The 24,924-nt window shown below is 41.0% G+C and carries 21 protein-coding genes and 1 other RNA gene; 17 read left to right on the top strand and 5 right to left on the bottom strand.

Going from position 1 to position 24,924, the window contains the following annotated elements; genetic code table 11:
- Positions 1–11 precede the first annotated feature (11 nt).
- From NSQ70_RS09605 to odhB, 6 genes are all read left to right on the top strand, one after another.
- Positions 12–1,343, top strand: a complete 1,332-nt coding sequence (locus tag NSQ70_RS09605) for a peptidoglycan endopeptidase (protein ID WP_024718576.1) — start codon at positions 12–14, stop codon at positions 1,341–1,343.
- A 77-nt stretch (positions 1,344–1,420) separates the two neighbouring features.
- The gene (locus NSQ70_RS09600; protein WP_008346485.1) at positions 1,421–1,999 is read left to right on the top strand and encodes a superoxide dismutase family protein; all 579 of its coding nucleotides are present in this window, start codon (positions 1,421–1,423) and stop codon (positions 1,997–1,999) included.
- A gap of 89 nt (positions 2,000–2,088) precedes the next feature.
- Entirely contained in the window at positions 2,089–2,967 is an 879-nt protein-coding gene (locus NSQ70_RS09595; protein ID WP_017359496.1) for a MoxR family ATPase, read from the top strand.
- Between the two features lie 11 nt (positions 2,968–2,978).
- Positions 2,979–4,895, top strand: a complete 1,917-nt coding sequence (locus NSQ70_RS09590; RefSeq protein WP_342502130.1) for a VWA domain-containing protein — start codon at positions 2,979–2,981, stop codon at positions 4,893–4,895.
- Between the two features lie 224 nt (positions 4,896–5,119).
- Complete coding sequence (sucA, locus tag NSQ70_RS09585) at positions 5,120–7,954, top strand: 2-oxoglutarate dehydrogenase E1 component (protein WP_017359494.1); 2,835 nt, start codon at positions 5,120–5,122, stop codon at positions 7,952–7,954.
- Positions 7,955–7,968: 14 nt separating this feature from the next.
- A complete protein-coding gene (gene odhB, locus NSQ70_RS09580; RefSeq protein ID WP_007500721.1) occupies positions 7,969–9,225 on the top strand; it encodes a 2-oxoglutarate dehydrogenase complex dihydrolipoyllysine-residue succinyltransferase in 1,257 nt (418 codons plus the stop codon).
- Positions 9,226–9,256: 31 nt separating this feature from the next.
- On the opposite strand, the gene NSQ70_RS09575 is transcribed toward odhB, so the two are convergent.
- From NSQ70_RS09575 to NSQ70_RS09560, 4 genes are all read right to left on the bottom strand, one after another.
- Positions 9,257–10,207, bottom strand: a complete 951-nt coding sequence (locus tag NSQ70_RS09575) for a bile acid:sodium symporter family protein (protein ID WP_060811914.1) — start codon at positions 10,205–10,207, stop codon at positions 9,257–9,259.
- A 153-nt stretch (positions 10,208–10,360) separates the two neighbouring features.
- Positions 10,361–11,134, bottom strand: a complete 774-nt coding sequence (locus tag NSQ70_RS09570) for a superoxide dismutase (protein ID WP_342502590.1) — start codon at positions 11,132–11,134, stop codon at positions 10,361–10,363.
- Positions 11,135–11,175: 41 nt separating this feature from the next.
- A complete protein-coding gene (locus NSQ70_RS09565) occupies positions 11,176–13,053 on the bottom strand; it encodes a prenyltransferase/squalene oxidase repeat-containing protein (RefSeq protein WP_342502129.1) in 1,878 nt (625 codons plus the stop codon).
- Between the two features lie 297 nt (positions 13,054–13,350).
- Positions 13,351–14,835, bottom strand: a complete 1,485-nt coding sequence (locus NSQ70_RS09560; RefSeq protein ID WP_144665619.1) for an aldehyde dehydrogenase family protein — start codon at positions 14,833–14,835, stop codon at positions 13,351–13,353.
- A 209-nt stretch (positions 14,836–15,044) separates the two neighbouring features.
- On the opposite strand from NSQ70_RS09560, the gene NSQ70_RS09555 reads away from it, so the two are divergent.
- From NSQ70_RS09555 to NSQ70_RS09520, 8 genes are all read left to right on the top strand, one after another.
- On the top strand, positions 15,045–15,257 hold the full coding sequence (locus tag NSQ70_RS09555) for a DUF6501 family protein (protein WP_017367443.1): 213 nt from the start codon (positions 15,045–15,047) through the stop codon (positions 15,255–15,257).
- A gap of 49 nt (positions 15,258–15,306) precedes the next feature.
- Entirely contained in the window at positions 15,307–15,444 is a 138-nt protein-coding gene (locus NSQ70_RS09550; protein WP_017359491.1) for a YozQ family protein, read from the top strand.
- 276 nt (positions 15,445–15,720) lie between these two features.
- Entirely contained in the window at positions 15,721–16,062 is a 342-nt protein-coding gene (locus NSQ70_RS09545) for a PH domain-containing protein (protein WP_008346505.1), read from the top strand.
- 177 nt (positions 16,063–16,239) lie between these two features.
- Positions 16,240–16,887 (top strand): SDR family oxidoreductase, encoded by a 648-nt coding sequence (locus NSQ70_RS09540; protein WP_017367442.1) that lies wholly within the window; start codon positions 16,240–16,242, stop codon positions 16,885–16,887.
- Between the two features lie 90 nt (positions 16,888–16,977).
- A complete protein-coding gene (locus tag NSQ70_RS09535) occupies positions 16,978–17,478 on the top strand; it encodes a TraR/DksA C4-type zinc finger protein (protein WP_024718582.1) in 501 nt (166 codons plus the stop codon).
- Positions 17,479–17,611: 133 nt separating this feature from the next.
- Positions 17,612–17,797: non-coding RNA, 6S RNA (gene ssrS / locus NSQ70_RS09530), on the top strand.
- Between the two features lie 135 nt (positions 17,798–17,932).
- Positions 17,933–19,714, top strand: a complete 1,782-nt coding sequence (gene recQ / locus NSQ70_RS09525) for a DNA helicase RecQ (protein WP_342502128.1) — start codon at positions 17,933–17,935, stop codon at positions 19,712–19,714.
- Between the two features lie 256 nt (positions 19,715–19,970).
- The gene (locus tag NSQ70_RS09520) at positions 19,971–20,762 is read left to right on the top strand and encodes a 3D domain-containing protein (protein WP_007500712.1); all 792 of its coding nucleotides are present in this window, start codon (positions 19,971–19,973) and stop codon (positions 20,760–20,762) included.
- Positions 20,763–20,914: 152 nt separating this feature from the next.
- Here the strand turns inward: NSQ70_RS09520 and NSQ70_RS09515 are convergent, their stop codons facing one another.
- A complete protein-coding gene (locus tag NSQ70_RS09515; RefSeq protein WP_008346514.1) occupies positions 20,915–21,421 on the bottom strand; it encodes a GNAT family N-acetyltransferase in 507 nt (168 codons plus the stop codon).
- Positions 21,422–21,625: 204 nt separating this feature from the next.
- Here NSQ70_RS09515 and NSQ70_RS09510 point away from each other — a divergent pair, with 204 nt between their 5' ends.
- The 3 genes from NSQ70_RS09510 to NSQ70_RS09500 all read left to right on the top strand — a co-directional run bounded on the left by NSQ70_RS09510 (position 21,626) and on the right by NSQ70_RS09500 (position 24,914).
- Entirely contained in the window at positions 21,626–22,165 is a 540-nt protein-coding gene (locus NSQ70_RS09510) for a DUF420 domain-containing protein (RefSeq protein WP_008346516.1), read from the top strand.
- Positions 22,166–22,332: 167 nt separating this feature from the next.
- On the top strand, positions 22,333–23,475 hold the full coding sequence (mmgD, locus tag NSQ70_RS09505) for a citrate synthase (protein WP_019743303.1): 1,143 nt from the start codon (positions 22,333–22,335) through the stop codon (positions 23,473–23,475).
- A gap of 2 nt (positions 23,476–23,477) precedes the next feature.
- Positions 23,478–24,914: a bifunctional 2-methylcitrate dehydratase/aconitate hydratase gene (locus NSQ70_RS09500; protein ID WP_342502127.1), complete on the top strand. Its 1,437-nt coding sequence runs from the start codon at positions 23,478–23,480 to the stop codon at positions 24,912–24,914.
- Positions 24,915–24,924 lie beyond the last annotated feature (10 nt).

Raw genomic sequence — 24,924 nt, 5'->3', positions numbered from 1 at the left:
GAGATTCATCTATGAAGAAAAAAGTAGTAACCGGCCTCACAGTTTCAGCGATCGCAGGCTCAGCTGTTATTGCTGCACCGGCAGAAGCACAGACGATCAAGGTGAAAAGCGGTGACTCACTTTGGAAGATTGCCGAACAGTACAACACAAGTATTTCGGAACTTCAATCTCTTAATCAATTAAAAACGACAATGATTTTTGCAGGACAAAGCTTAAAGATTCCTAGTGCAAAAAGTTCAAAATCCAGCTCATCAACAAGTTCAAAAGCAACGAAATCAAGTGCTTCAACAACATCTAGCTATACAGTCAAGCTTGGGGATTCATTATGGCTGATTGCGAAGAATCACAAAATGTCAGTTGCAAGTTTGAAAAGTTTGAACAGCTTAAACAGTGACCTCATTCGTCCTGGACAAAAGCTGAAAGTGTCTGGAACAGCGAAAACGAGCGGCAGCCAGTCCTCAAATTCAAACTCAACATCTAATTCTAGCTCAAGTAACAAATCAACGAATTCTAATAGTTCGTCGTCAGCATCTAGTACATATAAAGTGAAATTAGGCGATTCACTTTGGAAAATTGCCAATTCGTTAAATATGTCGATTGGTGAAATTAAAACATTGAACTCGCTAAAATCTGATACGATTTATCCAAATCAAGTATTGAAGGTAAAAGGAACGGTGACGTCAAAACCAAGTCAGCCGAAAGCACCTGCTCAACCTAGCACGCCTTCAAACAGCAATCAGTCTTCAAGTAGTAAAACCACATCTTATACGGTTAAATCAGGTGATTCATTATGGAAAATTGCGAATCAGTTTAAGGTGCAGGTTCAATCAATCCGCACAGCAAACAGCTTGAAAAGTGATGTGCTGAGAATTGGACAAGTATTAAAAATCAACGGAACAGCTTCCGGTTCAACTGGATCTAATGGTTCTACGTCAAACGGTTCAACAACACCGGTCAACAATAATAAAAATGACGTTCCAATGAATGCAAAAATCACGACAATGATTCAAGAAGGTAAAAAGCTCACAGGCATACCTTACAGATGGGGCGGCAATACACCAGCTGGATTTGATTGCAGCGGCTTTGTTTACTATCTTATTAATAAGGTTTCATCAGTATCTAGATTGAGTACAGCAGGATACTGGAATATGATGACGCCTGTCAGCACACCACAAGTTGGAGATTTTGTTTATTTCACAACGTACAAAGCAGGTCCTTCTCATATGGGACTATACCTAGGTGGAGGAGATTTCCTTCATGCAAGTGACAGTGGAGTAGGAATTTCAAACTTAAGCAATCCTTATTGGAAAAAAGCCTACCTAGGTGCGAAACGTTTCTTCTAAAAAAGCCGATTTTCGGCTTTTTTTGTTTGCCCGTTGCTGTGATTGTCCATACTGATAACAAAAGGGGGCAGTCATAAATGAAAAAGTCAGTGTGGATGATCATGATATGTTTGATCTTTACCGCATCAGCATGTCATGCACCGCCGAAAAAAGAAACGACAGAAGAAACAAGAGAAGTTGCCGCACCTAAACAAGCACCAGTCACAACGTCACTCATAAACGAAAGCGGGCAAAAAATAGGGAGCATTGAAATAAGAGAGTCCTCAGAAAATGGGCTGGATCTGCATGTGAAAGCGAAAGGACTGCCGCCAGGTCCTCACGGCTTTCATATTCATGAAACAGGAATATGTGAAACGCCAGATTTTGAAACGGCGGGGGCTCACTTTAATCCGACACATAGAGAGCATGGCTTCGACAACCCAAAAGGGCATCATGCTGGAGATATGCCTAATTTAGAAGTAGGGGCAGATGGTCAAATTGACGTCGTTGTGAATGTTCCGAATGTGACGGTCAAAGGAGGCCCGAATCAATTGGTTGATCAAAACGGGCGAAGTTTCATCATCCATGCAGAAGCAGATGATTACTTAAGCAACCCTTCTGGCAACTCAGGTAAACGCATTGCTTGCGGAGCCATCACAAAAGAAATGGTAAAATAACAGAAGTCGAACCTTTATGTATTGAGTGCATAAAGGTTTTTTTAGTATACTTGGTGAGGAAAATGATCGAAGAGAGGAATTAATCATATATGTTTAACCAACCAGCACTCCCAGAAGAAATTCAAGCAATGATCGAAGCAAAAGGAAAAGTTCTCGAAGAAGAATTTCGTCCGCTTATCGGAACAGGCGGCTATGAATCACAAGATACGTCTATTATTCAAGATGCCATGATTGCACTTGCCCTAGGAAAAAATGTTCTGTTAAAAGGACCGACGGGCTCAGGTAAAACAAAACTAGCAGAAACTTTATCAGCTTTCTTTCAACAGCCGATGCATAGTGTAAACTGCTCAGTTGACCTTGATGCAGAAAGTCTAATTGGCTATAAAACCATCCATAATGATGGACAAGTTGCTTCTATAGAATTCATTGAAGGACCCGTTACAAAAGCAATGAAAAAAGGACACCTTTTATATATTGATGAAATCAACATGGCAAAACCAGAAACACTGCCTATTTTAAACGGTGTGCTTGATTACAGAAAAATGATGACAAACCCATTTACAGGTGAAGTCGTTAGAGCAGAAGAAGGTTTTGGCGTGATTGCAGCAATCAATGAGGGATATGTGGGGACAGTGCCGCTCAATGAAGCGCTGAAAAACCGTTTTGTTGTCATTGAAGTTCCTTACATTGGCGGCGGCATTTTAAAAGAAGTACTGCACACTCAATCCGTATTAAAGGATGAGCGTTTAATCGATCAATTCGTACAGCTTTCATCAGATCTCATCGTCCAAGCACACAATGGACAGGTCAGTGAAGAAGCCGCATCCATTCGCGCACTGTTAGATACATGTGATCTTGCGCAATATATCCCGCCGCTTCGTGCAATTGAACGAGGAATTGTAGAGAAGCTAGAAGATGACCGGGAAAAAGCAGCGGTAAGAAATATCGCTCAAACATTATTCGAGTGAGGTTCTGACTTTTGAAATTCATCAAATTTAATGACAGCAGAATCGATTCATTTCTATTTATGGAATTAACGGATTTAGCCAAAACACTTGCCAAAAGTGATGATGTGGAGCTTGAATACGGTGTTCAATCGTACTATGAACCGTTTGAAAAGAAAATTTTCATCAGCCATTTTTGGGATGATCGTCATCAAGAGGATATGATGGCAGGCCTAAAAAGTGATGTGTTCCTGCGAGCAGTAGGGACAGTGTATAGCGATCTTACAGTATTTGAAGACATCATTCGCTATGCCCACACATTATCCATTCCTGATGTGTGCAAACAATTGTTTATGCTGTTTGAAGATATCCGCATTGAAGAGCGGATTAAACGTGACCGCCCAGGAACAAAAAAGGTGTTTAAACGGAGAAGAGAGCTTTACAGACGTCACTTTAAAACACAATTAACGATTAACCAAGAGCGCAGTATTTTAACAGATGCACTCTTTTGTGCGATATACGTGAAGCTGACAGCCGAATCTCCGCTTGAAGAAATTCCACCCCTTCATGAGCGGATAGATCCAATGATTCCGTTTATTGAGTCAAGTCTTGAACGTGTATATGACGCACGCTCGACATCTGATATCGCCATCATTGTGAAGGAATTGACAGAAGGCTTCGATGAGCTCCTTGAAAAGGATATGCTGAACACATACTTTTTCTTCCCAGAATTGGACTATGAAAAAGCGGCAAAAGAACCGCTTTTCCATGACCTCAAAAGAAAGCCAAAATTAAGTGAGGATATAAAAGTCGATCGGGAAAAAGAGGGGGATGAAGACATCCACCAGGAGTATATGGAAGTATGGCATAGAGAAACGGAAGCACCATCTAAAAGTTTCCTTCAATTTGATTTAGAACACGGTGGTAAAAGCGATCTCGGTAAAGATGCGGCAAGAGAAGGTGACGATGGAGATCAGGCGCTTGGAACGGTTCAAGGTTCAGCCAAACAAACTCATCGAAAAGACTATTCAAAGCTTGAAGCACTAGAAGAGGCAGAAGGAGAAGAAAGCGGGGCAGATGCGCATGAGAATGGAAAAGAAAACAAATATGCATTTCCAGTCATGATTTCACCAGAACCTCCTTCACCAGAGCAAATAGATGTGTACAAGCAGCACGCAAAGGCAATCGAGCCTTATCAGAAACGCTTAAAACAAATGATTCAAAAAACACTTGAGCATAAAAAATCATGGCCAAAAACAGATCTTCATGCAGGACGTCTCAGTAAAAAGCTCATTCGTTATTTTACAGAGTCTAACCCTCGACTATTTTATAAAAAACAAGCGCCATCTTCTCAAATTGATGCTGTGTTCACTTTATTAGTTGACTGTTCTGCGAGTATGTTTGACAAGATGGATGAGACAAAAAAAGGGATTGTTCTGTTTCATGAAGCTTTAAAATCAGTGCAGGTACCTCATCAAATTGTAGGGTTCTGGGAAGATACAAATGACGCAACTGAAACAAGTCAGCCGAACTACTTTAACACCGTCGTATCGTTCAAAGATTCCTTATTTGACGCAGGACCATCCATTATGTCACTTGAGCCAGAGGAGGATAACCGGGACGGCTATGCGATTCGCCAAATGACAAAAATGATTTTAAAACGAAGAGAAGAGCAAAAGTTCCTCATTGTTTTCTCAGACGGAGAGCCAGCTGCATTCAGCTACGAACAAAATGGGATCGTGGATACACATGAAGCGGTTCTCGAAGCGAGAAAAAAGGGAATTGAAGTGATCAATGTGTTTTTATCCAATTCTCCGATTGAAGAGGCGCAGATGAAAACGATCCAAGATATGTATGGCAAGTTCAGCATTTTTGTACCGGATGTCGATACATTGCCAGATGTGCTATATCCATTACTCAAGAAATTGCTGCATAAAAGCATTGGGGCATAAGGTTTTGCCCCTTTCTTTAAAATATTTTTCGGAATGATTTAAATTTTTTGTTTTTCTTTGAATTTTTTATCTTTAATTGAACAAAGAATGTAGAAAGTAATCCGAAACAGTGGTAGAATATGATTGGAAGCGTTTTATTACATAAATTTGGTCATTGTGTTCTGGAAGTTATATCGAGATAGTGTTCAATCACTTGATGATCAAAGTTGGGGGTAGTGTTCAAAATGTTTCAAAATGATGTGAAACAACCGTTGAGTTGGGAAGAATTTCATGGTCCGAACCTCGGCTACGTGCTCGAGCTCTACGATCAATATGTCCAGGATCCTACTAGTGTTGATGAAGACATAAGAGGCATATTTGATGAACTTGGTGCACCACCGAGTGAAATGAAGGAGGAAATTGGGAAAAAAGAAAATAGCGTAGTTACTTCTGAACAAATCCAAAAGATAGCATCAGTCGTTAAACTGGCAGAAGACATCAGAACGTATGGCCATTTAAATGCTTCCGTCAATCCTCTTCGCAAAGAAAAGGAATTACAAGAGCTGTTTCCATTAAAGGAATACGGTTTAACTGAAGAAGACGTTAAGAATATTCCAATATCAATTATTAGTCCAGATGCACCTAAACACATTTCAAACGGCATAGAAGCCATTAACCATTTGAGAAATACGTATAAGCGTACCATTTCATTTGAGTTTGATCACGTACATGACTTCGAAGAGCGCAACTGGCTCTCTAAATCTATTGAGTCTGGCGAATTATTTAAGAAAAAACCAGCAGATAAACTAGTTTCTGTATTCAAAAGATTAACAGAAGTTGAGCAATTTGAGCAGTTCCTTCATAAAACATTTGTTGGACAAAAGCGTTTTTCTATTGAAGGATTAGACGCACTTGTTCCAGTACTTGATGAAATTATATCCGAGTCTGTTACACAAGGGACTTCAAATATTAACATTGGAATGGCACATAGAGGCCGTTTAAATGTATTAGCACATGTGTTAGGAAAGCCATATGAGATCATTTTCTCGGAATTCCAGCATGCGCCTAATAAAGAGCTTGTACCATCAGAAGGCTCTATCGGCATCAGCTACGGATGGACAGGGGATGTAAAATATCATCTCGGTGCTGACCGCCAAATCAAAGATGAAGATACAAAGAGTGCAAGAGTCACACTTGCCAATAACCCAAGTCACTTGGAATTTATTGACCCGATTATTGAAGGAAGCACTCGTGCAGCTCAAGAATCGCGTACTCAAAAAGGCTATCCAGTTCAAGACGTTGAAAAAGCGTTAGCCATCTTAATTCATGGGGATGCTGCATTTCCTGGAGAGGGAATTGTCGCAGAAACATTAAATTTAAGTCAATTAGTTGGCTATCAAGTGGGGGGAACGATCCATATCATTGCCAACAATATGATTGGATTTACCACAGAAAGCAATGAATCTCGTTCAACAAAATACGCTAGTGACCTTGCAAAAGGTTTCGAGATTCCAATTGTTCACGTCAATGCAGACGATCCAGAAGCTTGTTTAGCAGCTGTTCAGCTGGCGGTAGAATACCGTAAACGGTTTAAAAAGGATTTCTTAATTGACTTGATTGGCTACCGCAGATATGGCCATAACGAAATGGATGAGCCATCTACTACTCAGCCAATGCTGTATGATGCGGTCAGAAAGCACAAAACGGTCAAGAATATCTTCGCAGATAAGCTTGTCACTGAGGGCCTTCTGTCAAAAGAACAAAGAGAAGAAATTGAGCAGGCTGTCACGGCAAAAATTGAAGAAGCTTATAAAAAAGTGCCTTCAAAGAAAGAACATACGATTCAAGAAATCGAACTGCCAGAGCCTGTATCTAACGGCTTCCCTGCAGTTGATACATCTGTAGAGTTTGATGTATTAAGAAAGCTGAATGAAGAATTAATTAGCTGGCCGAAAGACTTCCAAGTATTCGGTAAGCTAAAGCGGATCCTTGAAAAACGTGCAAAAGTGTTTACAGATGATCGCAAAGTGGAATGGTCACTTGGTGAAGCACTGGCATTTGCATCTATATTAAAAGACGGTACGCCGATTCGAATGACCGGACAGGATTCTGAGCGAGGCACATTTGCTCAAAGAAACCTTGTTCTTCACGACAGTCAAACGGGAGATGAATTCATTGCTCTTCATGAACTGAGTGATGCAAATGCATCATTTACAGTCCATAATAGTCCACTGTCAGAAGGCTCTGTCATCGGGTTTGAATATGGTTATAATGTCTATTCTCCTGAAACATTAGTGATTTGGGAAGCTCAATTTGGAGACTTCGCAAATGCGGCTCAAGTGTATTTTGATCAATTTATTTCAGCAGGCCGCGCCAAGTGGGGACAAAAGTCAGGGCTTGTGATGCTTTTGCCACATGGATATGAAGGACAAGGTCCAGAACATTCTAGTGGAAGAACAGAACGCTTCTTGCAATCAGCTGCTGAGAATAACTGGACAGTTGCGAACCTGACAAGTGCAGCTCAATACTTCCATATTCTTAGAAGACAGGCGAAAATGCTGCTTCGTGAAGAGATTCGTCCTCTTGTCATCATGACACCGAAGAGTCTGCTTCGTAACCCGAACACATTATCCGAAGTCCAAGAGCTAACAGATGGACAGTTCCGTCCAGTTCTTGAACAGCCGGGCCTTGTACATGATCATGAAAAAGTAACACGCCTTGTGCTATCAAGCGGGAAGGTATCAATCGATATTAGTGATCGTTTTACTCAAATGGAAGACTCAAAAGATTGGCTTCATATTGCGAGAGTGGAACAATTATATCCATTCCCAGCCAAAGATATTAAAGCCATTTTATCAAAACTGACGAACTTAGAAGAAATCGTATGGGTACAAGAAGAACCGCAAAATATGGGCGCTTGGGGATATATTGAGCCATATTTACGTGAAATTGCATCTGAAAAAGTAAAAGTACGTTACATCGGCCGCAGAAGACGTTCAAGTACGGCTGAGGGTGATCCAACTGTTCATAAAAAAGAACAAGAACGAATTGTATCTGATAGCTTGACTCGCAAAAACTAAGGGGGAAATGAAAAATGGCGGAAATTAAAGTACCTGAACTAGCGGAATCAATCTCGGAAGGAACAATTGCTCAATGGCTAAAACAGCCGGGCGATTATGTTGAGCAGGGGGAATACCTGTTAGAACTTGAAACAGATAAAGTCAATGTCGAATTGACAGCTGAAGAATCTGGTGTTCTAAAAGAAGTACTGAAAGATTCTGGTGACACTGTCCAAGTTGGAGAAGTCATCGGAACGATTGCAGCAGGTGAAGCTGGCGGAAGCGAGTCCGCAGCTCCAGCACCTGAGCAAGATTCTGCACCAGCTTCGAAAGAAGAACCAGCAGCTGAACAAAAAGAAGAGGCAGCAAAAGAAGAGCCGAAATCTGGTAATGGCAGAACGATCGCTTCTCCAGCAGCTAGAAAACTAGCAAGAGAGAAGGGGTTAGACTTATCTGAGATTCCAACCGCAGATCCGCTGGGCAGGGTACGAAAGCAGGATGTAGCTTCTTACCAAAAGAATGAAGCTCCTGCAAGTGCACCGAAAGCCGCGCCAAAAGCAAATGCTGCGGTGCAAAATGATCAAGCAGGGAAACCAGTTGAGCGTGAAAAAATGTCACGCCGCAGACAAACCATTGCAAAACGTTTAGTTGAAGTTCAACAAACGGCAGCGATGCTGACAACATTTAATGAAGTCGATATGACAGCTGTCATGGATCTAAGAAAGCGTCGCAAAGATGCCTTCCTTGAACAAAACGATGTGAAACTGGGCTTCATGTCCTTCTTCACAAAAGCAGTGGTAGCAGCACTTAAAAAATATCCACTTCTCAACGCAGAAATTCAAGGTGATGAGCTTGTCATTAAAAAATTCTATGACATCGGTATTGCTGTAGCCGCCAATGAAGGGCTTGTGGTACCAGTTGTCCGTGATGCAGACAGACTATCATTTGCTGGAATTGAAAAAGAAATCGGTCATCTTGCGAAAAAAGCAAGAGATAACAAATTATCGCTCAATGAATTACAAGGTGGATCATTCACGATCACAAACGGAGGAACATTTGGTTCTCTGCTTTCAACACCAATTTTAAACAGTCCTCAAGTTGGAATTTTAGGTATGCATAAAATTCAGCTTCGTCCTGTTGCAATTGATGAAGAACGCTTTGAAAACCGTCCAATGATGTATTTAGCTCTTTCATACGACCACCGTATTGTCGATGGTAAAGAAGCTGTTGGGTTCCTTGTCACGATTAAAAATCTACTTGAAGATCCTGAACAGCTATTGCTTGAAGGATAATCGAAAGAAAAAGCTAGTACCGATGAGGGTACTAGCTTTTTTGGTCTTTATTTTCTGGGTAGCCTCTTTTTGACCAAAATGTTGCCAGCCAAGAGCCAGATAAATTATGCCATACGCTAAAAATGGCACTGGGAACGGCGGCAAGTGGAGAAAAATGTGCGGTTGCAAGGGCTGCGCCAAGTCCAGAATTTTGCATCCCTACTTCTATTGAAATTGCTCGTTGAGAAGGAATGTCCATTTTACACCATTTTGCAATGAGGTAACCCAATAATAGACCAAGAGCATTATGTAAAACAACAACGGCAAAAATAAGCAGTCCAGATTGCAGAATCTGTTCTTTATTTGCGCTGACAACAGCTGCAATGATGGCGACAATGCCAACCACAGATACAAGCGGGAGTGCTTGTACAGCATACGTCACTTGTTTTTTAAAAAACAATTTGACGATGACCCCTAAAATAATCGGAATTAAGACAACTTGGACAATCGATAAAAACAAAGCACCCGGTGATACAGATAACCAAGATTTTGCAAAGATATAAATGAAAACAGGGGTCAAAATGGGAGCAAGTAGGGTCGAGATCGTTGTCACGGCAACGGATAAGGCCGTATTTCCTTTCGCCAAAAAGGTCATTACATTGGATGCAGTCCCGCCTGGACAGCAGCCGACGAGAATGACACCAACAGCGATTTCAGAAGGCAAATGTAACCCATAGGCCAATAAAAATGCAATGAGTGGCATCAGTGTATACTGCGCTAAAACCCCGATCAATACATAAAGAGGCTTTCTAAAAAGCTCTTTAAAATCTTCAGAAGACAGCGTCAGCCCCATGCCAAACATAATAATGCCAAGTAAAAAAGGGATATAAGGTCCAATCAAAGAAAATGCCGCAGGAAAAGTAAAACCTAGACAAGCAAAGACAATGACCCATATAGCAAATGTTCTTCCCGCAAAGTGACTAATGTGTAAAAGGGTGTTCATACTATCTTTCAACTCTCTTTCTTTTCATATCTTTTCTATTTTAAATGAATTTTCTGAAAAAACAACCTATGATTTTGCATCTGGTGCTCATAATATTATTATGTAAACTAATAAAAAACCCCACATAGTATATGAACTATGTGGAGTATGCGATCAAAAAGGTGTCCATTTCACTTGTTGAGCCTGTTTTAGTCTTGCTTCTGGCTCACGCCAGTCAACGACATTCCACCACTGGTCTACATATTGCGCCTTCTCATTTCGATATTGGAGGTAATAGGCATGCTCCCACACATCAAGAGCAAGAAGGGGGATGATGTCCCATTGCGAGAGGAACTGATGGCGCTCTGCTTGTAAAATGTCTAAACGCTGAGATCTCGGGGACCATACAAGGATCGCCCATCCGACACCTTCTACTTGTTTGGCAGCAGCTGAAAAATGTGACTTGAACGCCTCATAGCTGCCAAATGATTGATCAATGAGACGAAGCATTTGACCAGTAGGTTTTCTTTTTCCTGAAGGACTCATTGAAAACCAAAAGATACAATGTAAATAATGTCCTGCCCCATGAAAGGCAAGTTCACGTTCCCAATGCTTGATCATCGTAAAGTCGTTGGTTCTTCTTGCTTTTTTTAGCGCAAGTTCAGCTTGATTTAGACCATTAACATAAGTTTGATGATGCTTTTGATGGTGCAAGTACATAATTTCTTTTGAAATATAAGGTTCGAGCGCGTCATACCGATAAGGCAGTGGTGGTAACTGATGATTTCCAGCTGCTACATCGCGCACTTCTTCGTGTGGCTGCATGTCTTCTGCAATCCTTTCGGCTAGTTCGTACCATTCTTGTTCACTCGAATGATCTTCCTCCATTTTGAGTCGTAAATTTTCCACTTTTCGATGAATTTTATCATCTTGCCACACATGTTGAATGGTGCTAAGCCACTCTTTGAGCTGTGAGCGGATATTCTTCTTTATTCATGTATACGCCTCATTTCGTTTAAAAATGTAGAACAAGCCATCATCGGAAACACAAATGGGTAGCTATGATAGGTGATGTAAAATTGTTTTGGCAGTCCAATGCCGACTGGATAGTACATGGCTTCTTCAGTATGGTGATGGTTCACTAAAAAGGAGACAGCTTTCAAAATGGCTGCGTTATTTGCTTTCTCATATTGGAGGAGCGCCTCGGTCGCCCATGCGGTTTGAACCACTGTGCCAAAGGGAAGCGGGACATAGGTTTTCAGTTCTGCACTTTTACACGATTCTCCGAAACTGCCATCTTCAAGCTGAATCTGCTTTAGAAAACGGCACGCTTTTTGCACAGCAGGGTGTGAGGAGGGAACGCCGGCCGCTTTCAGTCCTGTTAACGCTGCCCAAGTTCCATAAATATAACAAACACCCCATCTGCCAAACCATGATCCGTTTTTCTCTTGGTGGTCAATGAGCCATTTTACACATCGATCTTTTTGCCTGAGAATCGAGGGTGAAGCAGTATCTTTTTCTTCTAAACCAATCAAACGGAGCACACGACCAGTAATATCAGGAGTTGACGGATCAATCGCCGCATCCTCCGCAGATTCAAGCGGAAGGTGACGAAGTAGAAAGTGATCTTGATTTTTTTCAAAAGCAGAAAAGCCGCCATCACGGTTTTGCATGGAGAGAAGCCAGTCATATCCTCGTTTCCACTGAAGTGGAGCGTATTCTTTTGGGATCGCTTTTAACACAATTTGCGTGTCATCACAATCAGGATTATTCGTATTGATATGTGAGAAACCAAAGCCCCCGGGAGCAGCATGACGGTTATGAACTGCCCAATCCGCTTTCTTCATTTGCTGTCGGTCCAGCAAATAGTTGAAGGAATTCATGATCATGGGATCTTCTCGTTTTCTTCCTGCTCTTTGAGAAGCGTAACTGACAAGCGCTGTATCCCACACAGTCGAGGTGGAATTCTCAGCATATATCTTGCCTTGACAGGAGGTGACGAGCTTTTTCATACCTCTGACTGCTTTTTGGATGAGATGATGTCCAGGGGAGTACCCAAGGCTCATGAGGGCATAGACCATAAAGATGGTTGCACTTAAGTAACTGTACAGCGTCCCATCTTTTTCAAGACGGTCAAACATGTATCGCTTTGCCGCTTCATATCCGAAAAAGTCGAGCCGGCTGTCGAGGGCTGTATATGACCGCATATACATGAGGAAGTCATCAGTCGAACGTTCTTCTCTTGCCATAAACCAGTCAAATGGATTTTTAGACATGTTTTCATCAAGATGGGCTAATGATGGAAACGCAGCATGAGAGGTGTACCGTTTGTTCAGTGCGATCATCATGGGTACAAAATGAATCCTTGCATAGGCACTAAGGTGGTAGAAGTGCAGCGGAAAAGACGTAGGGATGAGTAAAAGGGAAAGAGGTGCATAGAAGTAGGGCCAAGGGTGCATGCCATTTATGGCAAGCATCCATTTTGTCATAAAATGAACGTTCTTTAGGCCACCTTTTGAGCGAATATATTGTGCTGCTTTTTCCATATGGGGCTCGTCTTTTTGAAATCTGCCAGATGCGAGCATGCCGCAATAACCTTGTACTGTAGCTGTGAGATGTCCCGACTGGTCATGATACAAAGAAAAGGAACCATCTTCATTTTGTTTGGCATGTATTGCTTCGGCCAATTGATGGATCAATTGCTGATCAGGGTCACCAACGGCTTTTAACAGCATAATGAAAAAAGCATTTGTTATCATAGGTCCTTCAAAGCAGAAAATAAATGCGCCATCTTCTCTTTGTCTGCGTTCTACCTGCATGTGCAGTTCATCGATATATTCGTTGACTCTCGTTTTAAAATCTTGCATTCGGCCATGCTCCTTTCCTTTATCACTATATTCAGGAGTCGGCCTGTCACATGCCAGCACAAAAAAAGCCGATGACATCGTCACCGGCTCTGCGTGTAGACAAACCCTCGCATGCGCCCGCAGTCCTGTGTGCTGGTGCTCACGAATGTCAAATTCGCTCCGCGCCAGTACTCGTCCTTCCTAGGGCTGCAAAGGTTTTCTATCACGCTGAAAAGAAGACAAAGGGCTAAAATAAAGTTCATTTTATCCCTTTGTCAACAAATTAAGCCGATGACATCGTCACCGGCTTTAGCGTGATTAGTCTTGCAGATTAATCCACACGCTTTTGACTTCTGTATAGTTGTTAAGGGCATATGATCCCATTTCTCTGCCAAGGCCTGACTGTTTATATCCGCCAAACGGGGAGGCGGCATCAAAGACATTATAGCAGTTGACCCAAATGGTTCCTGCTTCTAGGCGTGCAGCGATATCGTGAGCATGCTTTAAGTTTTCTGTCCAAAGTCCTGCCGCTAACCCATAGTCAGATTGATTGGCCCGTTTGACCACTTCATCAATGGAATCGTAAGGAATCGCAGATAGAACTGGACCGAAGATCTCTTCTTTTGCGATTGTCATTTCATCTTCTACATCTCTAAAGACAGTAGGGGAGACGAAATAGCCTGCTTCATAAGGGCAGTCACCACCGACTACGGCTGTTGCACCTTCTGACTTCCCTTTTTCGATGTAACCTAACACACGTTCATGCTGCTCTTTACTCACTAGAGGCCCAATCTGGGTATCATGATGAAGACCAGCTCCTTGTTTTAATGATGTCGCATATTTAGCCATTTGATCGACGACTTCATCATATTGGCTCCGGTGCACAAAGACCCTTGATCCTGCACAGCACACTTGACCTTGGTTAAACATCACGCCGTTTAATGCACCTGGAATGGCTTTCTTTAAATCAGCATCTGGTAAAATAATATTCGGCGATTTTCCGCCAAGCTCTAAAGTAACACGCTTGATGGATTTGGCTGCTTTCTCCATGATCAATTTCCCAACACTTGTTGATCCAGTGAAAGCCAGCTTATTGACATCAGGGTGATCGGTTAATGCTTCACCGGCTGTTTCACCGAATCCAGGAACGATGTTAATCACGCCTTCTGGGAATCCGACTTTATCCACTAATTCAGCTAAATATAAAGCAGATAGTGGCGTTTGTTCAGCTGGCTTTAAAACGATGGTGCAGCCTGTTGCTAGTGCAGCACCCATTTTCCACATGGCCATGAGCAGCGGGAAGTTCCAAGGAATGATTTGTCCCACAACGCCCACAGGCTCATGGCGGGTATAATTAAAATATCCCTGGCTGACAGGAAGGGTTTGTCCAGTCATTTTTGTGGTCCACCCTGCATAATAGCGCATGTGCTCAATGGCAAGAGGGATATCCGCATTGGTTGTTTCATTAATTGGTTTTCCATTATCAAGTGTTTCCAGCTGAGCCAGTTCTTCTTGGTGTTCTTCCATTAAATCTGCCAGCTTAAACATCAAGCGGGCACGTTCGGCTGCAGACATAGAACGCCAAGGTCCATGGAACGCCTTTTTAGCAGCTTTTACTGCCTCATCAATGTCGGCTGCACCTGCTTCATATACATCAATAAGGGTTTCTCCTGTGGCAGGGTTAGGCGTAGAGAATGTTTTGTTATCATGACTTGTGACAAACTGACCGTTAATGTAGAGTTTTTTCGTCCCTTGGAGAAAAGATTCGAGTTTTGAACTGATTTGAAGTGTTGTAGAGCTCATAAATAAACAAACCTCCTTAAAGATATGGGTTGTTCTGCGAGTTCTAGGTGGAAAAAGTGGACATGAAGCCATTTGTATACGCACACACATGTAAACGTATACATTTATCATATTACACGACATCTTTGAAAGCAATCGATAACACTCATTGCATTTCACGAAAAATTGGCTACAATAAATGTATAGATGAAAAAAGGAGTTTTTAAATCATGATCCATCAAAACTGGCAAACGGCTGAAACGGTAAAACAAGTAAAATGTGTACATACAAATGCGAAAAAATATATGGTTGACCGGGCATTAACGGTTGGGCACACATATGATGTGAAAAATGAAACAGAGGAATTTCTCTTTGTCGTTGATAATACGGGTAAAGTAGGCGGGTATTACAAAGAGTATTTCGAAGACAATTCTGCTGAATGATTTTGATGGTCATCACTCATACTAAGAAAAACAGTAAAGGGTGATGATGATGAAAAAGCAGCAGCAAGAAGAGCAGAAACATCAAAATGCTTGGCATGACAATGAAGATGCTGATATGGCGATTACACTTGAGCAAATTTCTGATGTGTATGCCGAAGGAACGATTGATACCCCGAAAGATGAATAGTCATTTAAAACAGTGATTTTACATAATCACTGTTTTTTTATGGTCTCATAACGAATGATTTCTTGAAAAACCTGAAACTTTTTTCCTGCTTTAACAGTCTAAATAAGTAGAGGAAAGAGCATCGGATCAAAAAGAAAAAGTTAAATGAAATTTAATCTATTCGTAATGGAATAACGACGATTTATAGCGTATTCTATAAGTGAGAATAAAACGTACCCACAGAGCCGTGTGGCCGTTTTGTCATAAAGGAATTTGATGCAGGAAGAGGGGGTTTACGTGGGTATTTTTTCTGTCAGTAAACAAAATGATCATAAAAAATTCGAATCCTTATTAATTGAAGGAGAAAGAATTGAGGCTGTTTACAGACTGCGTCACGACCAAATTTGTTTCACCAATAAACGACTGATCTTTGGCGATAACCGCGTATTTTCTAAAAAGAAAGTCAGGGTCTCCTTGCCGTATCGATCAATTGAAAGTTTTGCCATTCAAGAAGCTGGCGTGTTTGATCAGGACACTGGTATGCTGCTTGTTACAAGCTCAAAAGTATTTGAACTCGATTTTTCTAAAGATACCGATTTGAGTGACGTGCAGGCCATTTTAACAAAACATCTTTGCTGATCAACGATGCGATTACATAGATCACATGCACTTTTCTCATTCTTTGTTCTTATTTTTATCTATCGCATATCCCTTGAGCTTTTCCCATCACAGTGGGGAAGGCTTTTTTCTATTCGTGTGTTTGAATCACATCAAAAAAGGATAAAGATGAAACAGATACAGAAAGGAGAATGAACAATGAAAGTATTAGTTGCTGGAGCAAACGGACATACAGGGAGACTTGTCATTCGATATTTAAAAGAAAAAGGACATGAGCCGCTTGCTCTCATTCGAGATGAAAAACAAGCAGATGCGCTAAAAGAACTTGGTGCAGCGCCTGTCATCGGTGATCTTGAAAAGGATGTGACAGATGCTGTGAAGCAAGCAGAAGCTGTCATCTTTGCAGCTGGTTCAGGCTCAAAAACAGGTGCAGATAAAACCATCGCTGTTGATCAAGAGGGGGCAAAACGCCTCGTTGATACAGCCAAAAAAGAAAATATTCAGCATTTTGTGATGCTGAGTTCTTATAATGCCGACGATCCTCATCAAGGAAAAGGACAAGGCAGTATGGAGATTTATTATGAAGCGAAAAGAAAAGCCGATGAACATTTAAAACAGTCTGGTCTTTCTTACACCATTGTGCGGCCAGGAGCACTGCTGCATGAGGAGAAGACAGGGAAAATAGAAGCGGCTGCTCATATTCCAGACGATCGTGACATTGAGATTTCAAGAGAAGATGTAGCCACTGTCTTAGTGGAAAGCTTAACGGAATCCAATGTGAAAAATAAAGCCTTTGACTTAATCAAAGGTGATACACCAGTAGAAGAAGCACTTCGCAATCTTTAAATGAAGAAAGCTGCTGCCAAAGGCGGCGGCTTTTTTTGATGTTTTCATTTCGCATGGAGCGGGAAGGTAAAGTGAAAGGAGTGATTGACCGTGAGCTTAACGAAAGAGCAAAAAGCTGATTTATATGAAAGACTTATTCAATTAAAAGAAGATGTGAAAGGATCAAAAAAGAAAGAAGAATCCATGCTGGTCGAATCGAATGAGATTTCAAATGGTGTTGGAAACCATATCGCAGATCACGGAAGCATCTATTTAGATCGCATGACCGAACAGACGCTGGATCAAGTCGATGATCAGATCGAAGGTGAAATTGATGCGGCGCTTAAGCGGATGGAAGACGGAACATATGGAATTTGTGAAAAAACAGGAAAAGACATTCCATATGAACGTTTGAAAGCAGTACCCTATACTCGTTATTCAATTGATGCAAAGAAAAATGAAGAAATCAATCAAGATCCAAATGAATTTGACCGTTCGTTCTCTGAGCAAATGCGTGATTTAACAAATAGAGAAACAATGGATCAATTACATTCAGATACGTATGAAAGGCTAGAAGAAGAGCAAGATGTTGATGTAGATGAGGAAAAATAACATGATGAGAGGAATTTATGTTTTCTCAACATAATGTTTTCCCATGTCTACATGGACAAAAATCTTGTATACATGAGTATTTTTTTAGAAAAAACATATCTTGAAATTTAATAAACTTTCGTGTAGTATAGTTTAAAGGCTGCGATGCGCGTAATGTTAATTAAGTTTTAACCTTTAAGCTGTAATAGGGAGTTTTATATTGAAGCCGGAATGTCACGCCTCCTTCGAGAGGAAGACAGGAACGTTTCTGCAAACACCCACTTTGAGGAGTGGTGGTTTAAAACTTTCTTACTTAGATTACGGCATCCGCAGCTTTTCCTAGGATGATTCAAGCCATTTTCCATTTTTGGAAAATGGCTTTTTATTTTGTCCAAAATACGATTTTGAACAGACCGAATGTGGATGTACAAATGTATGTTAAAATAGACAAAACAAACGACGGAGAGGGAATTGGATGTTACAACAAGCAGAAGCACTTCTTAAACAATATTATGGCTTTGATGCTTTTAGACAAGGACAAAAACAAGCCATTGAATCGATTGTGAATAAACGGAAGGATACGGTCTGCATTATGCCGACAGGCGGAGGGAAATCGGTTTGCTACCAGATTCCTGCCCTTATGATGGAAGGAACGACAATCGTTGTATCTCCGCTTATTTCTTTAATGAAAGATCAGGTTGATGCGTTAAATGAGATGGGAATACGATCGTCCTTTTTAAATAGTACACTTTCAGCAGGTGAAATGAATACAAGGCTGAAAAAATGTGAACAGGGGGAGTATGATTTGCTTTATATCACCCCTGAACGCTTACAAAATGAACGTTTTTTTCAGCTGCTTGATCGATTGACGATTCCTTTAATGGCTATTGATGAAGCGCACTGTATATCTGAGTGGGGACATGATTTTAGACCGAGCTATCGCTTTATACAAGAATGTGTAAACAAGCTTTCAAAAAGGCCTGTTATTGTAGCATTAACAGCCACTGCTACAAAGAAGGTCCAACAGGATATATGTGAGCAACTTGGCATGGACGAAGAAGAAACAATCTTTACTGGTTTTGCTAGAGAAAATTTGTCTTTTCAAGTGGTGAAAGGGCAAAACAGCGACCAATTCATCACACAATATATGAAGAAAAACAGTCTTGAGTCAGGCATTATTTATACAGCCACACGAAAAGAAGCAGATCAAATTTATCATCGTCTAAAAAAGCAAAAGATCAAAGCGGGTGTTTATCACGGAGGATTAGATGATGAAGTCAGAGAAGAACAGCAAAATCTTTTTTTAAATGATGATATTCAAGTAATGGTAGCTACATCTGCATTTGGTATGGGGATTAATAAATCTAATGTACGTTTTGTCATTCATCATCAAATTCCAAGAGATATTGAAAGTTACTACCAAGAAGCAGGACGTGCCGGGAGAGACGGGCTTGAAAGTGAATGCATTTTGCTGTTTTCACCGCAAGGCGTACGCGTGCAGCGCTTTCTCATTGAACAATCAACAGAAGATGAATTGCGGTATCAGCATGAATTGCTCAAGTTGAGACAAATGGTAGACTACTGTCATACGGAACAGTGCCTTCAGCAATTTGTGATGGATTACTTTGACCAATCATCAAGTGCCCCTTGTCAAAAATGCAGCAACTGTCTAGACGAGAGAGAGCGTGAAGACGTCACGAGAGAAGCACAAATGGTTTTGTCGTGTACCGTTAGAATGAACGAACGATTCGGAAAAATGATGATTGCTCAAGTATTAGCCGGCTCTAAAAACAAAAAAGTGCTTGATTTTGGTTTCGACCGGCTTCCTACTTATGCTTTAATGAAACAGCATTCAGCCCAACATATCAGTGATTTCATTGAATTTTTAATTACGGAAGAGTATATACACATGTCTGAAGGAGCTTTTCCAACACTAAAAGTGACACAAAAAGGAAAGAAAGTGCTAGTGGGGCAGGAGACCGTCTATAAAAAGCAGGCGATTAAGGCAGAGGCTATTCAAGAAAATGATGCATTATTTGAGCAGTTAAGAATGGTCAGAATGAAGTTGGCAAGAGAGCAGGGCGTTCCGCCATTTGTTGTCTTTTCTGATCAAACATTGAAGGAAATGTCAGCAGTAGAGCCTAAAACAGAAGAAGAACTTTTAAATATTAAAGGTGTCGGTGCACAAAAAAGAGAGAAATATGGAGATGTTTTTTTAGAAGAAATTCGTTTATTTATAGAAAAAGAGAAAAAATAAAGAGTTTGAAGAAGGAAAATAAATTTTTTTCGTTTCACTTGGACGCGTTTTCATCATGATGATTTCCATCCCTTTAAAACCTTGATATGATGCGGAATTGAGCCATTTAGTGGGCTGATTTACCAATGGAGAGAGATGTTTCATGTAAAGGAACTGTAATCTAAAACATATCGTTTTGTTATTGAAATGACATTTACATATGTTACGATAGCACTCGTTAGCCGCCATAAAAAGCTAACAAGGGAGGATTTACTTTATGAAGAAGACTATTATGTCCTTGGTTGCTGTTGCAGCAATCTCAACAACAGCATTAGGAGCACAGCAAGCTTCTGCAAAGGAAATCACTGTACAGAAAGGTGATACACTTTGGGGAATCTCTCAAAAAAATGATGTGTCTCTAAAGGACCTAAAGGGTTGGAACAATTTATCTACAGACATGATCTATGTAGGAGATAAATTGACAATCTCTTCAAAAGAGAAAACTCAGGAGCAGTACAAAGTCCAGAAGGGGGACAGCCTCTGGAAAATCGCTCAAAAATTCAATGTGTCAATTAGCGATATTAAGTCTTGGAATAACTTAAACTCAGATATAATTATGATTGGTTCAACATTAAGTGTTGCTGGTCAAAGCTCAGCTCCGGTAAGCTCAGAACCTGTTCAAAAACAGGCACCTGTCCAAAAAGAGCAAACAACGAAAAAAGCTGCTCCTAAAAAGGAAACAGCTAAAGCAGAATCATCTTCTGCTAGTCAAAGTGTTCAAAAAGAAATGACTGTAACGGCTACGGCTTATACAGCAAATGATGGTGGCATCTCAGGTATCACTGCAACAGGGGTAAACTTAAACAAAAACCCAAATGCAAAAGTAATCGCAGTAGATCCTAATGTCATTCCATTAGGAAGTAAGGTTTATGTTGAAGGCTACGGTGAAGCCATCGCAGCAGATACTGGCGGCGCAATTAAAGGTAACAAAATTGATGTACACGTACCAAGCAAATCCCAAGCTAAAAATTGGGGCGTAAAATCAGTCAAAGTGAAAGTACTTAACTAGTAGTCTATTGTTTTTGGAAGAAAGCATCAGGTGGCGGCCTGATGCTTTTATTATACCTTTTTTTGGCCGGAAATACACATATTTTTCTGAAAAATTCGCATTTTCGACAAAAACCAGCGTATAAGTCCATCTCAACGCTGGTTTTTGTGTCGTTAGCTGTCCACCCAATAAATTTCTCCGCTTTGCTCTTTCCAATTAATTTGGACATCAAAATGGTGTTTTTCATAAAAATGAATCAGGCGGTCCACATGGTTCCAATCTCTTTTGACGAGATCCCCAGTAATGACTGGAATGTTTTGCTCTCTTGCGATTTCTTTTAAATGCTTCATACAAATGGATCCATAGCCATTATCAGGCGGGCCTTTAATATCGGCAATGTGAATCTTTCCTTCTTCAGGATATTCCGCGATCAAGGAAAAATCAGATTGTCCGCGAAAAGCTTTTTCACAATCGCTTAACATGATTTTGCACGTATCTGCATTCTCAATTGCAGAGACGATCATCCATTCATCTTCCTTCGCTTGATCAATGCCAATAATCTTTGCTTTTTTTGAAATATCTTTTATATTTTCTTGCATTCGATACATTTGGAACTGCAACTGCTGTAATTCTTGCTCTAATGTCTTCACATCTTTTGTTGTTTCCTGTAAGATTGACAAGTCTATTGCTCCTTTCATAGAAGAGTTGATAAAAACCACACAAATTCCCATTCTAAAGGAAGTGAGTGAATCTTTCAAGCCGCTAGAAGGCAGGCAATCGGCAAGTTTGTCTAAAATTCGACGAAGACAGCGAATTCATTGACTTTAGAGACAAAGTTAAATAACATACTCTTAGTCGGAACTAATAAAGAGAGGTTTTCAAACATGAACGAACAGAATCAAAAACCGAAAAATTTCACCGGCATTGTTGTCTTTTTAACAATTGCCATAAACGGCTTAATTGCTTTATTATTTTTCATGCCAAAAACAGATAAATTTAGTCATCTGGATATTACATTTCTGCCGTTACTGAATGCCGTGATGAACAGTTTTACGTTTATCTTTTTACTTTCAGCGCTCATTATGATTAAACAAAAGAACATTAAAGCCCATCGACGATTTATCTTTGCGGCTTTTTCAACAACACTTGTCTTTTTAATTTCGTATGTGACGTATCATTCAATGGCAGCTGATACACACTTCGGGGGAGAAGGAATCATTCGTCCGATTTACTTCTTTATTCTCATCACACATATCGTCTTATCTGCCGTCATTGTACCGCTTGCACTGATCACTCTCTTTAGAGGCGCACAAATGCAAGTCGAACGTCATCGTAAAATTGCCAGATGGACCATGCCTCTTTGGCTCTATGTCAGTCTAACAGGTGTCATTGTATATATCATGATTTCTCCATACTACAGCTAACGTATGTCCATCTGGACATACGTTCTTTTATTTACAAGATGAAGTGCTTTGGATAAAATGGGAATTGGGTATCCGACTTGCACGGTATCTTCCCACCTATAGAATCACATCATGTCTGGCCGTTTGCTCGTTTGGAGAACACAATTGAACGAAACGGGGGTTATATGATGACTGAACAATTGCAGTACAAACCGGGGCTTGAAGACATTGTGGCAAGCGAAACGTCAATTTCGTTCCTAGATGTCCAGCAAGAAGAAATTGTGATTCGCGGTTATGACCTCATCGAGCTGGCACAAAGCAAGACGTACTTAGAAACAGCCTATCTGCTCATTTATGGAAGATTACCAGATGCAATGGAATATCACCAATTTCAGCAAGATATTTCCTCACAAACAAGCTTACATCCAACCATTCAAACCATTTTGACAAAACTGCCAAAAACCACTCACCCAATGGATGCCATGAGAACGTGTTTATCAGCTCTTGCAGGGTACGATGAACAATTGAATGATCGATCAGAAGCATGCCAACAAGCGCGTGCCGTTCGATTACTTGGCCAGCTACCAGCGATTGTTGCGGGAAGCTATCATATTCTCACACAAGACACCACACCTACTCCAGACCAGACCAAATCCTACACTGAAAACTTTCTAGCGATGTTAACAGGCCGCACTCCGGCACAAGACGAAATCAAAGCATTTGACCAAACGCTCACGCTTTATAGTGAGCATGAGCTGCCGAATTCCACATTTGCAGCAAGAGTCATTGCATCTACTCATTCTGACATGTATGGTGCTTTTACTGGAGCGATTTCTTCATTAAAAGGTGACTTACACGGAGGCGCAAACGAAGCAGTCATGCACATGCTGCTCGAAGGCAAAACAACAGAAGGTTTCCTTGCGCTCATCGAACGTAAATTAGCCGCAAAAGAAAAAATGATGGGCTTTGGACACCGGGTATACATGAGAAAAATGGACCCAAGAGCGGCTCTTTTAAAACGATCATTGAAAACGCTTACCGAATCAAAAGGAGACACGACGCTTTATGACATGTGCGTCGCAGGCGAGGCATACATGAAAGAAAAGAAAAACCTCTATCCAAACCTTGATTATTACGCAGCACCTATTTATTACGTGCTCGGCATTCCTATTTCACTTTATACACCGATTTTCTTTGCTGCGAGAGCAAGCGGATTAGCAGCGCATGTCATCGAGCAGCATTCACACAATCGGATTTTTAGACCGAGAGTAAGGTATTTAGGACCAAGAGGATTAAAAGTCTCTAATGATGATGGAAAAACGGGGGAATGAATATGAATAAAACAGCAGTAGCCAATCAAACAGACCAACTATTAGCAGATATCGCAGCCTATGCCGTGGATGGAGAATTTACGAGCAAAGAGGCCATTGAAACAGCTCGGTATGTACTCATGGATACACTCGGCTGCGGTATGCTGGCGCTCAACTTTCCAGAATGTACGAAGCATCTTGGACCCATCGTATCTGGAACTGTTGTCCCTAACGGAGCAAGAGTGCCCGGCACTTCATTTGTGTTAGATCCTGTTCAAGCGGCTTTTAATATAGGATGTATGATCCGCTGGTTAGATTATAATGACACGTGGCTTGCACAGGAGTGGGGACATCCCTCAGATAACCTGGGCGGGATATTGGCTGTAAGCGATTATATCAGCAGAACGAGGCTTGCAAACGGAGAAGAACCGCTTTCGATGAATGACGTACTGCATGCGATTGTAAAGGCACATGAAATACAAGGTGTGCTTGCTTTAGAAAATTGTTTGAATCGAAATGGCTTGGATCATGTTCTTTTTGTCAAGGTGGCATCAAGTGCAGTCGTTTGTGCAATGCTTGGCGGAACGAAAGAAGATGTGCAGCATGTGTTATCACAAGCATTTGTGGATAATTCACCGCTTAGAACGTACCGGCATGCCCCGAACACAGGATCAAGGAAATCGTGGGCAGCAGGGGATGCCACAAGCCGTGCGGTGAGACTAGCGATGATGACATTGAAAGGAGAAATGGGCTATCAGACGCCCCTCAGTGCAGAAAAGTGGGGATTTGAAGATGTGTTAATGAAAGGAAAACCACTCACACTTGCCCAGCCGCTCGGGTCATATGTGATCGAAAATGTACTCTTTAAAATTGCCTATCCAGCAGAATTTCATGCGCAAACTGCCGCTGAGGCCGCTGTCATTCTACATGATGCGGTAAAAGACCGTTTAGATGAGATTGACAGGATTGAGATTACGACACATGAATCAGCCATTCGAATTATTGATAAAAAAGGACCGCTTTACAACCCGGCAGACCGTGACCATTGCTTGCAGTATATTACGGCCATTGGGTTAATCTATGGTGAGCTGACTGCTGATCATTATGAAGAAGAGACGGCGCAGAATCCGCTCATTGACCGTTTGCGTGATCAAATGATCGTCAAAGAAGATAAACGGTATACAGAAGACTATTTAGATCCGAAAAAGAGATCAATTGCAAACTGTGTTCAAATCTTCTTTAAAGACGGAACGATGACAGATCGAATTGAAATTGAATATCCGCTTGGTCATCGCAGAAGAAGGCAGGAAGGGATCCCGCTGCTTGAAAAGAAATGGGTATATCATTTGAAAACGAGATTTCCACAAAAACAAGTCGATCAAATTGTTTCACTTTGCCAAAATCCAAATCAATTAAAAACAACGACAGTACCAGCATTTATGGATTTATTTGTCATATAAGGGGGAGCTA

It is taken from the genome of Bacillus sp. FSL R5-0397 (assembly GCF_038593395.1).
Taxonomy (GTDB): domain Bacteria; phylum Bacillota; class Bacilli; order Bacillales; family Bacillaceae; genus Bacillus; species Bacillus altitudinis.
Note: the sequence above shows the minus strand (reverse complement) of the source record. Positions and strands in the feature narration are given on the sequence as shown.

Excerpts from the sequence above, each read along its gene's own strand:
- NSQ70_RS09605 (WP_024718576.1), top strand. The coding sequence starts at position 12 with ATGAAGAAAAAAGTAGTAACCGGCCTCACAGTTTCAGCGATCGCAGGC.
- NSQ70_RS09600 (WP_008346485.1), top strand. The coding sequence starts at position 1,421 with ATGAAAAAGTCAGTGTGGATGATCATGATATGTTTGATCTTTACCGCA.
- NSQ70_RS09595 (WP_017359496.1), top strand. The coding sequence starts at position 2,089 with ATGTTTAACCAACCAGCACTCCCAGAAGAAATTCAAGCAATGATCGAA.
- sucA (WP_017359494.1), top strand. The coding sequence starts at position 5,120 with ATGTTTCAAAATGATGTGAAACAACCGTTGAGTTGGGAAGAATTTCAT.
- odhB (WP_007500721.1), top strand. The coding sequence starts at position 7,969 with ATGGCGGAAATTAAAGTACCTGAACTAGCGGAATCAATCTCGGAAGGA.
- NSQ70_RS09575 (WP_060811914.1), bottom strand. The coding sequence starts at position 10,207 with ATGAACACCCTTTTACACATTAGTCACTTTGCGGGAAGAACATTTGCT.
- NSQ70_RS09565 (WP_342502129.1), bottom strand. The coding sequence starts at position 13,053 with ATGCAAGATTTTAAAACGAGAGTCAACGAATATATCGATGAACTGCAC.
- NSQ70_RS09560 (WP_144665619.1), bottom strand. The coding sequence starts at position 14,835 with ATGAGCTCTACAACACTTCAAATCAGTTCAAAACTCGAATCTTTTCTC.
- NSQ70_RS09555 (WP_017367443.1), top strand. The coding sequence starts at position 15,045 with ATGATCCATCAAAACTGGCAAACGGCTGAAACGGTAAAACAAGTAAAA.
- NSQ70_RS09550 (WP_017359491.1), top strand. The coding sequence starts at position 15,307 with ATGAAAAAGCAGCAGCAAGAAGAGCAGAAACATCAAAATGCTTGGCAT.
- NSQ70_RS09540 (WP_017367442.1), top strand. The coding sequence starts at position 16,240 with ATGAAAGTATTAGTTGCTGGAGCAAACGGACATACAGGGAGACTTGTC.
- recQ (WP_342502128.1), top strand. The coding sequence starts at position 17,933 with ATGTTACAACAAGCAGAAGCACTTCTTAAACAATATTATGGCTTTGAT.
- NSQ70_RS09520 (WP_007500712.1), top strand. The coding sequence starts at position 19,971 with ATGAAGAAGACTATTATGTCCTTGGTTGCTGTTGCAGCAATCTCAACA.
- NSQ70_RS09510 (WP_008346516.1), top strand. The coding sequence starts at position 21,626 with ATGAACGAACAGAATCAAAAACCGAAAAATTTCACCGGCATTGTTGTC.
- mmgD (WP_019743303.1), top strand. The coding sequence starts at position 22,333 with ATGACTGAACAATTGCAGTACAAACCGGGGCTTGAAGACATTGTGGCA.
- NSQ70_RS09500 (WP_342502127.1), top strand. The coding sequence starts at position 23,478 with ATGAATAAAACAGCAGTAGCCAATCAAACAGACCAACTATTAGCAGAT.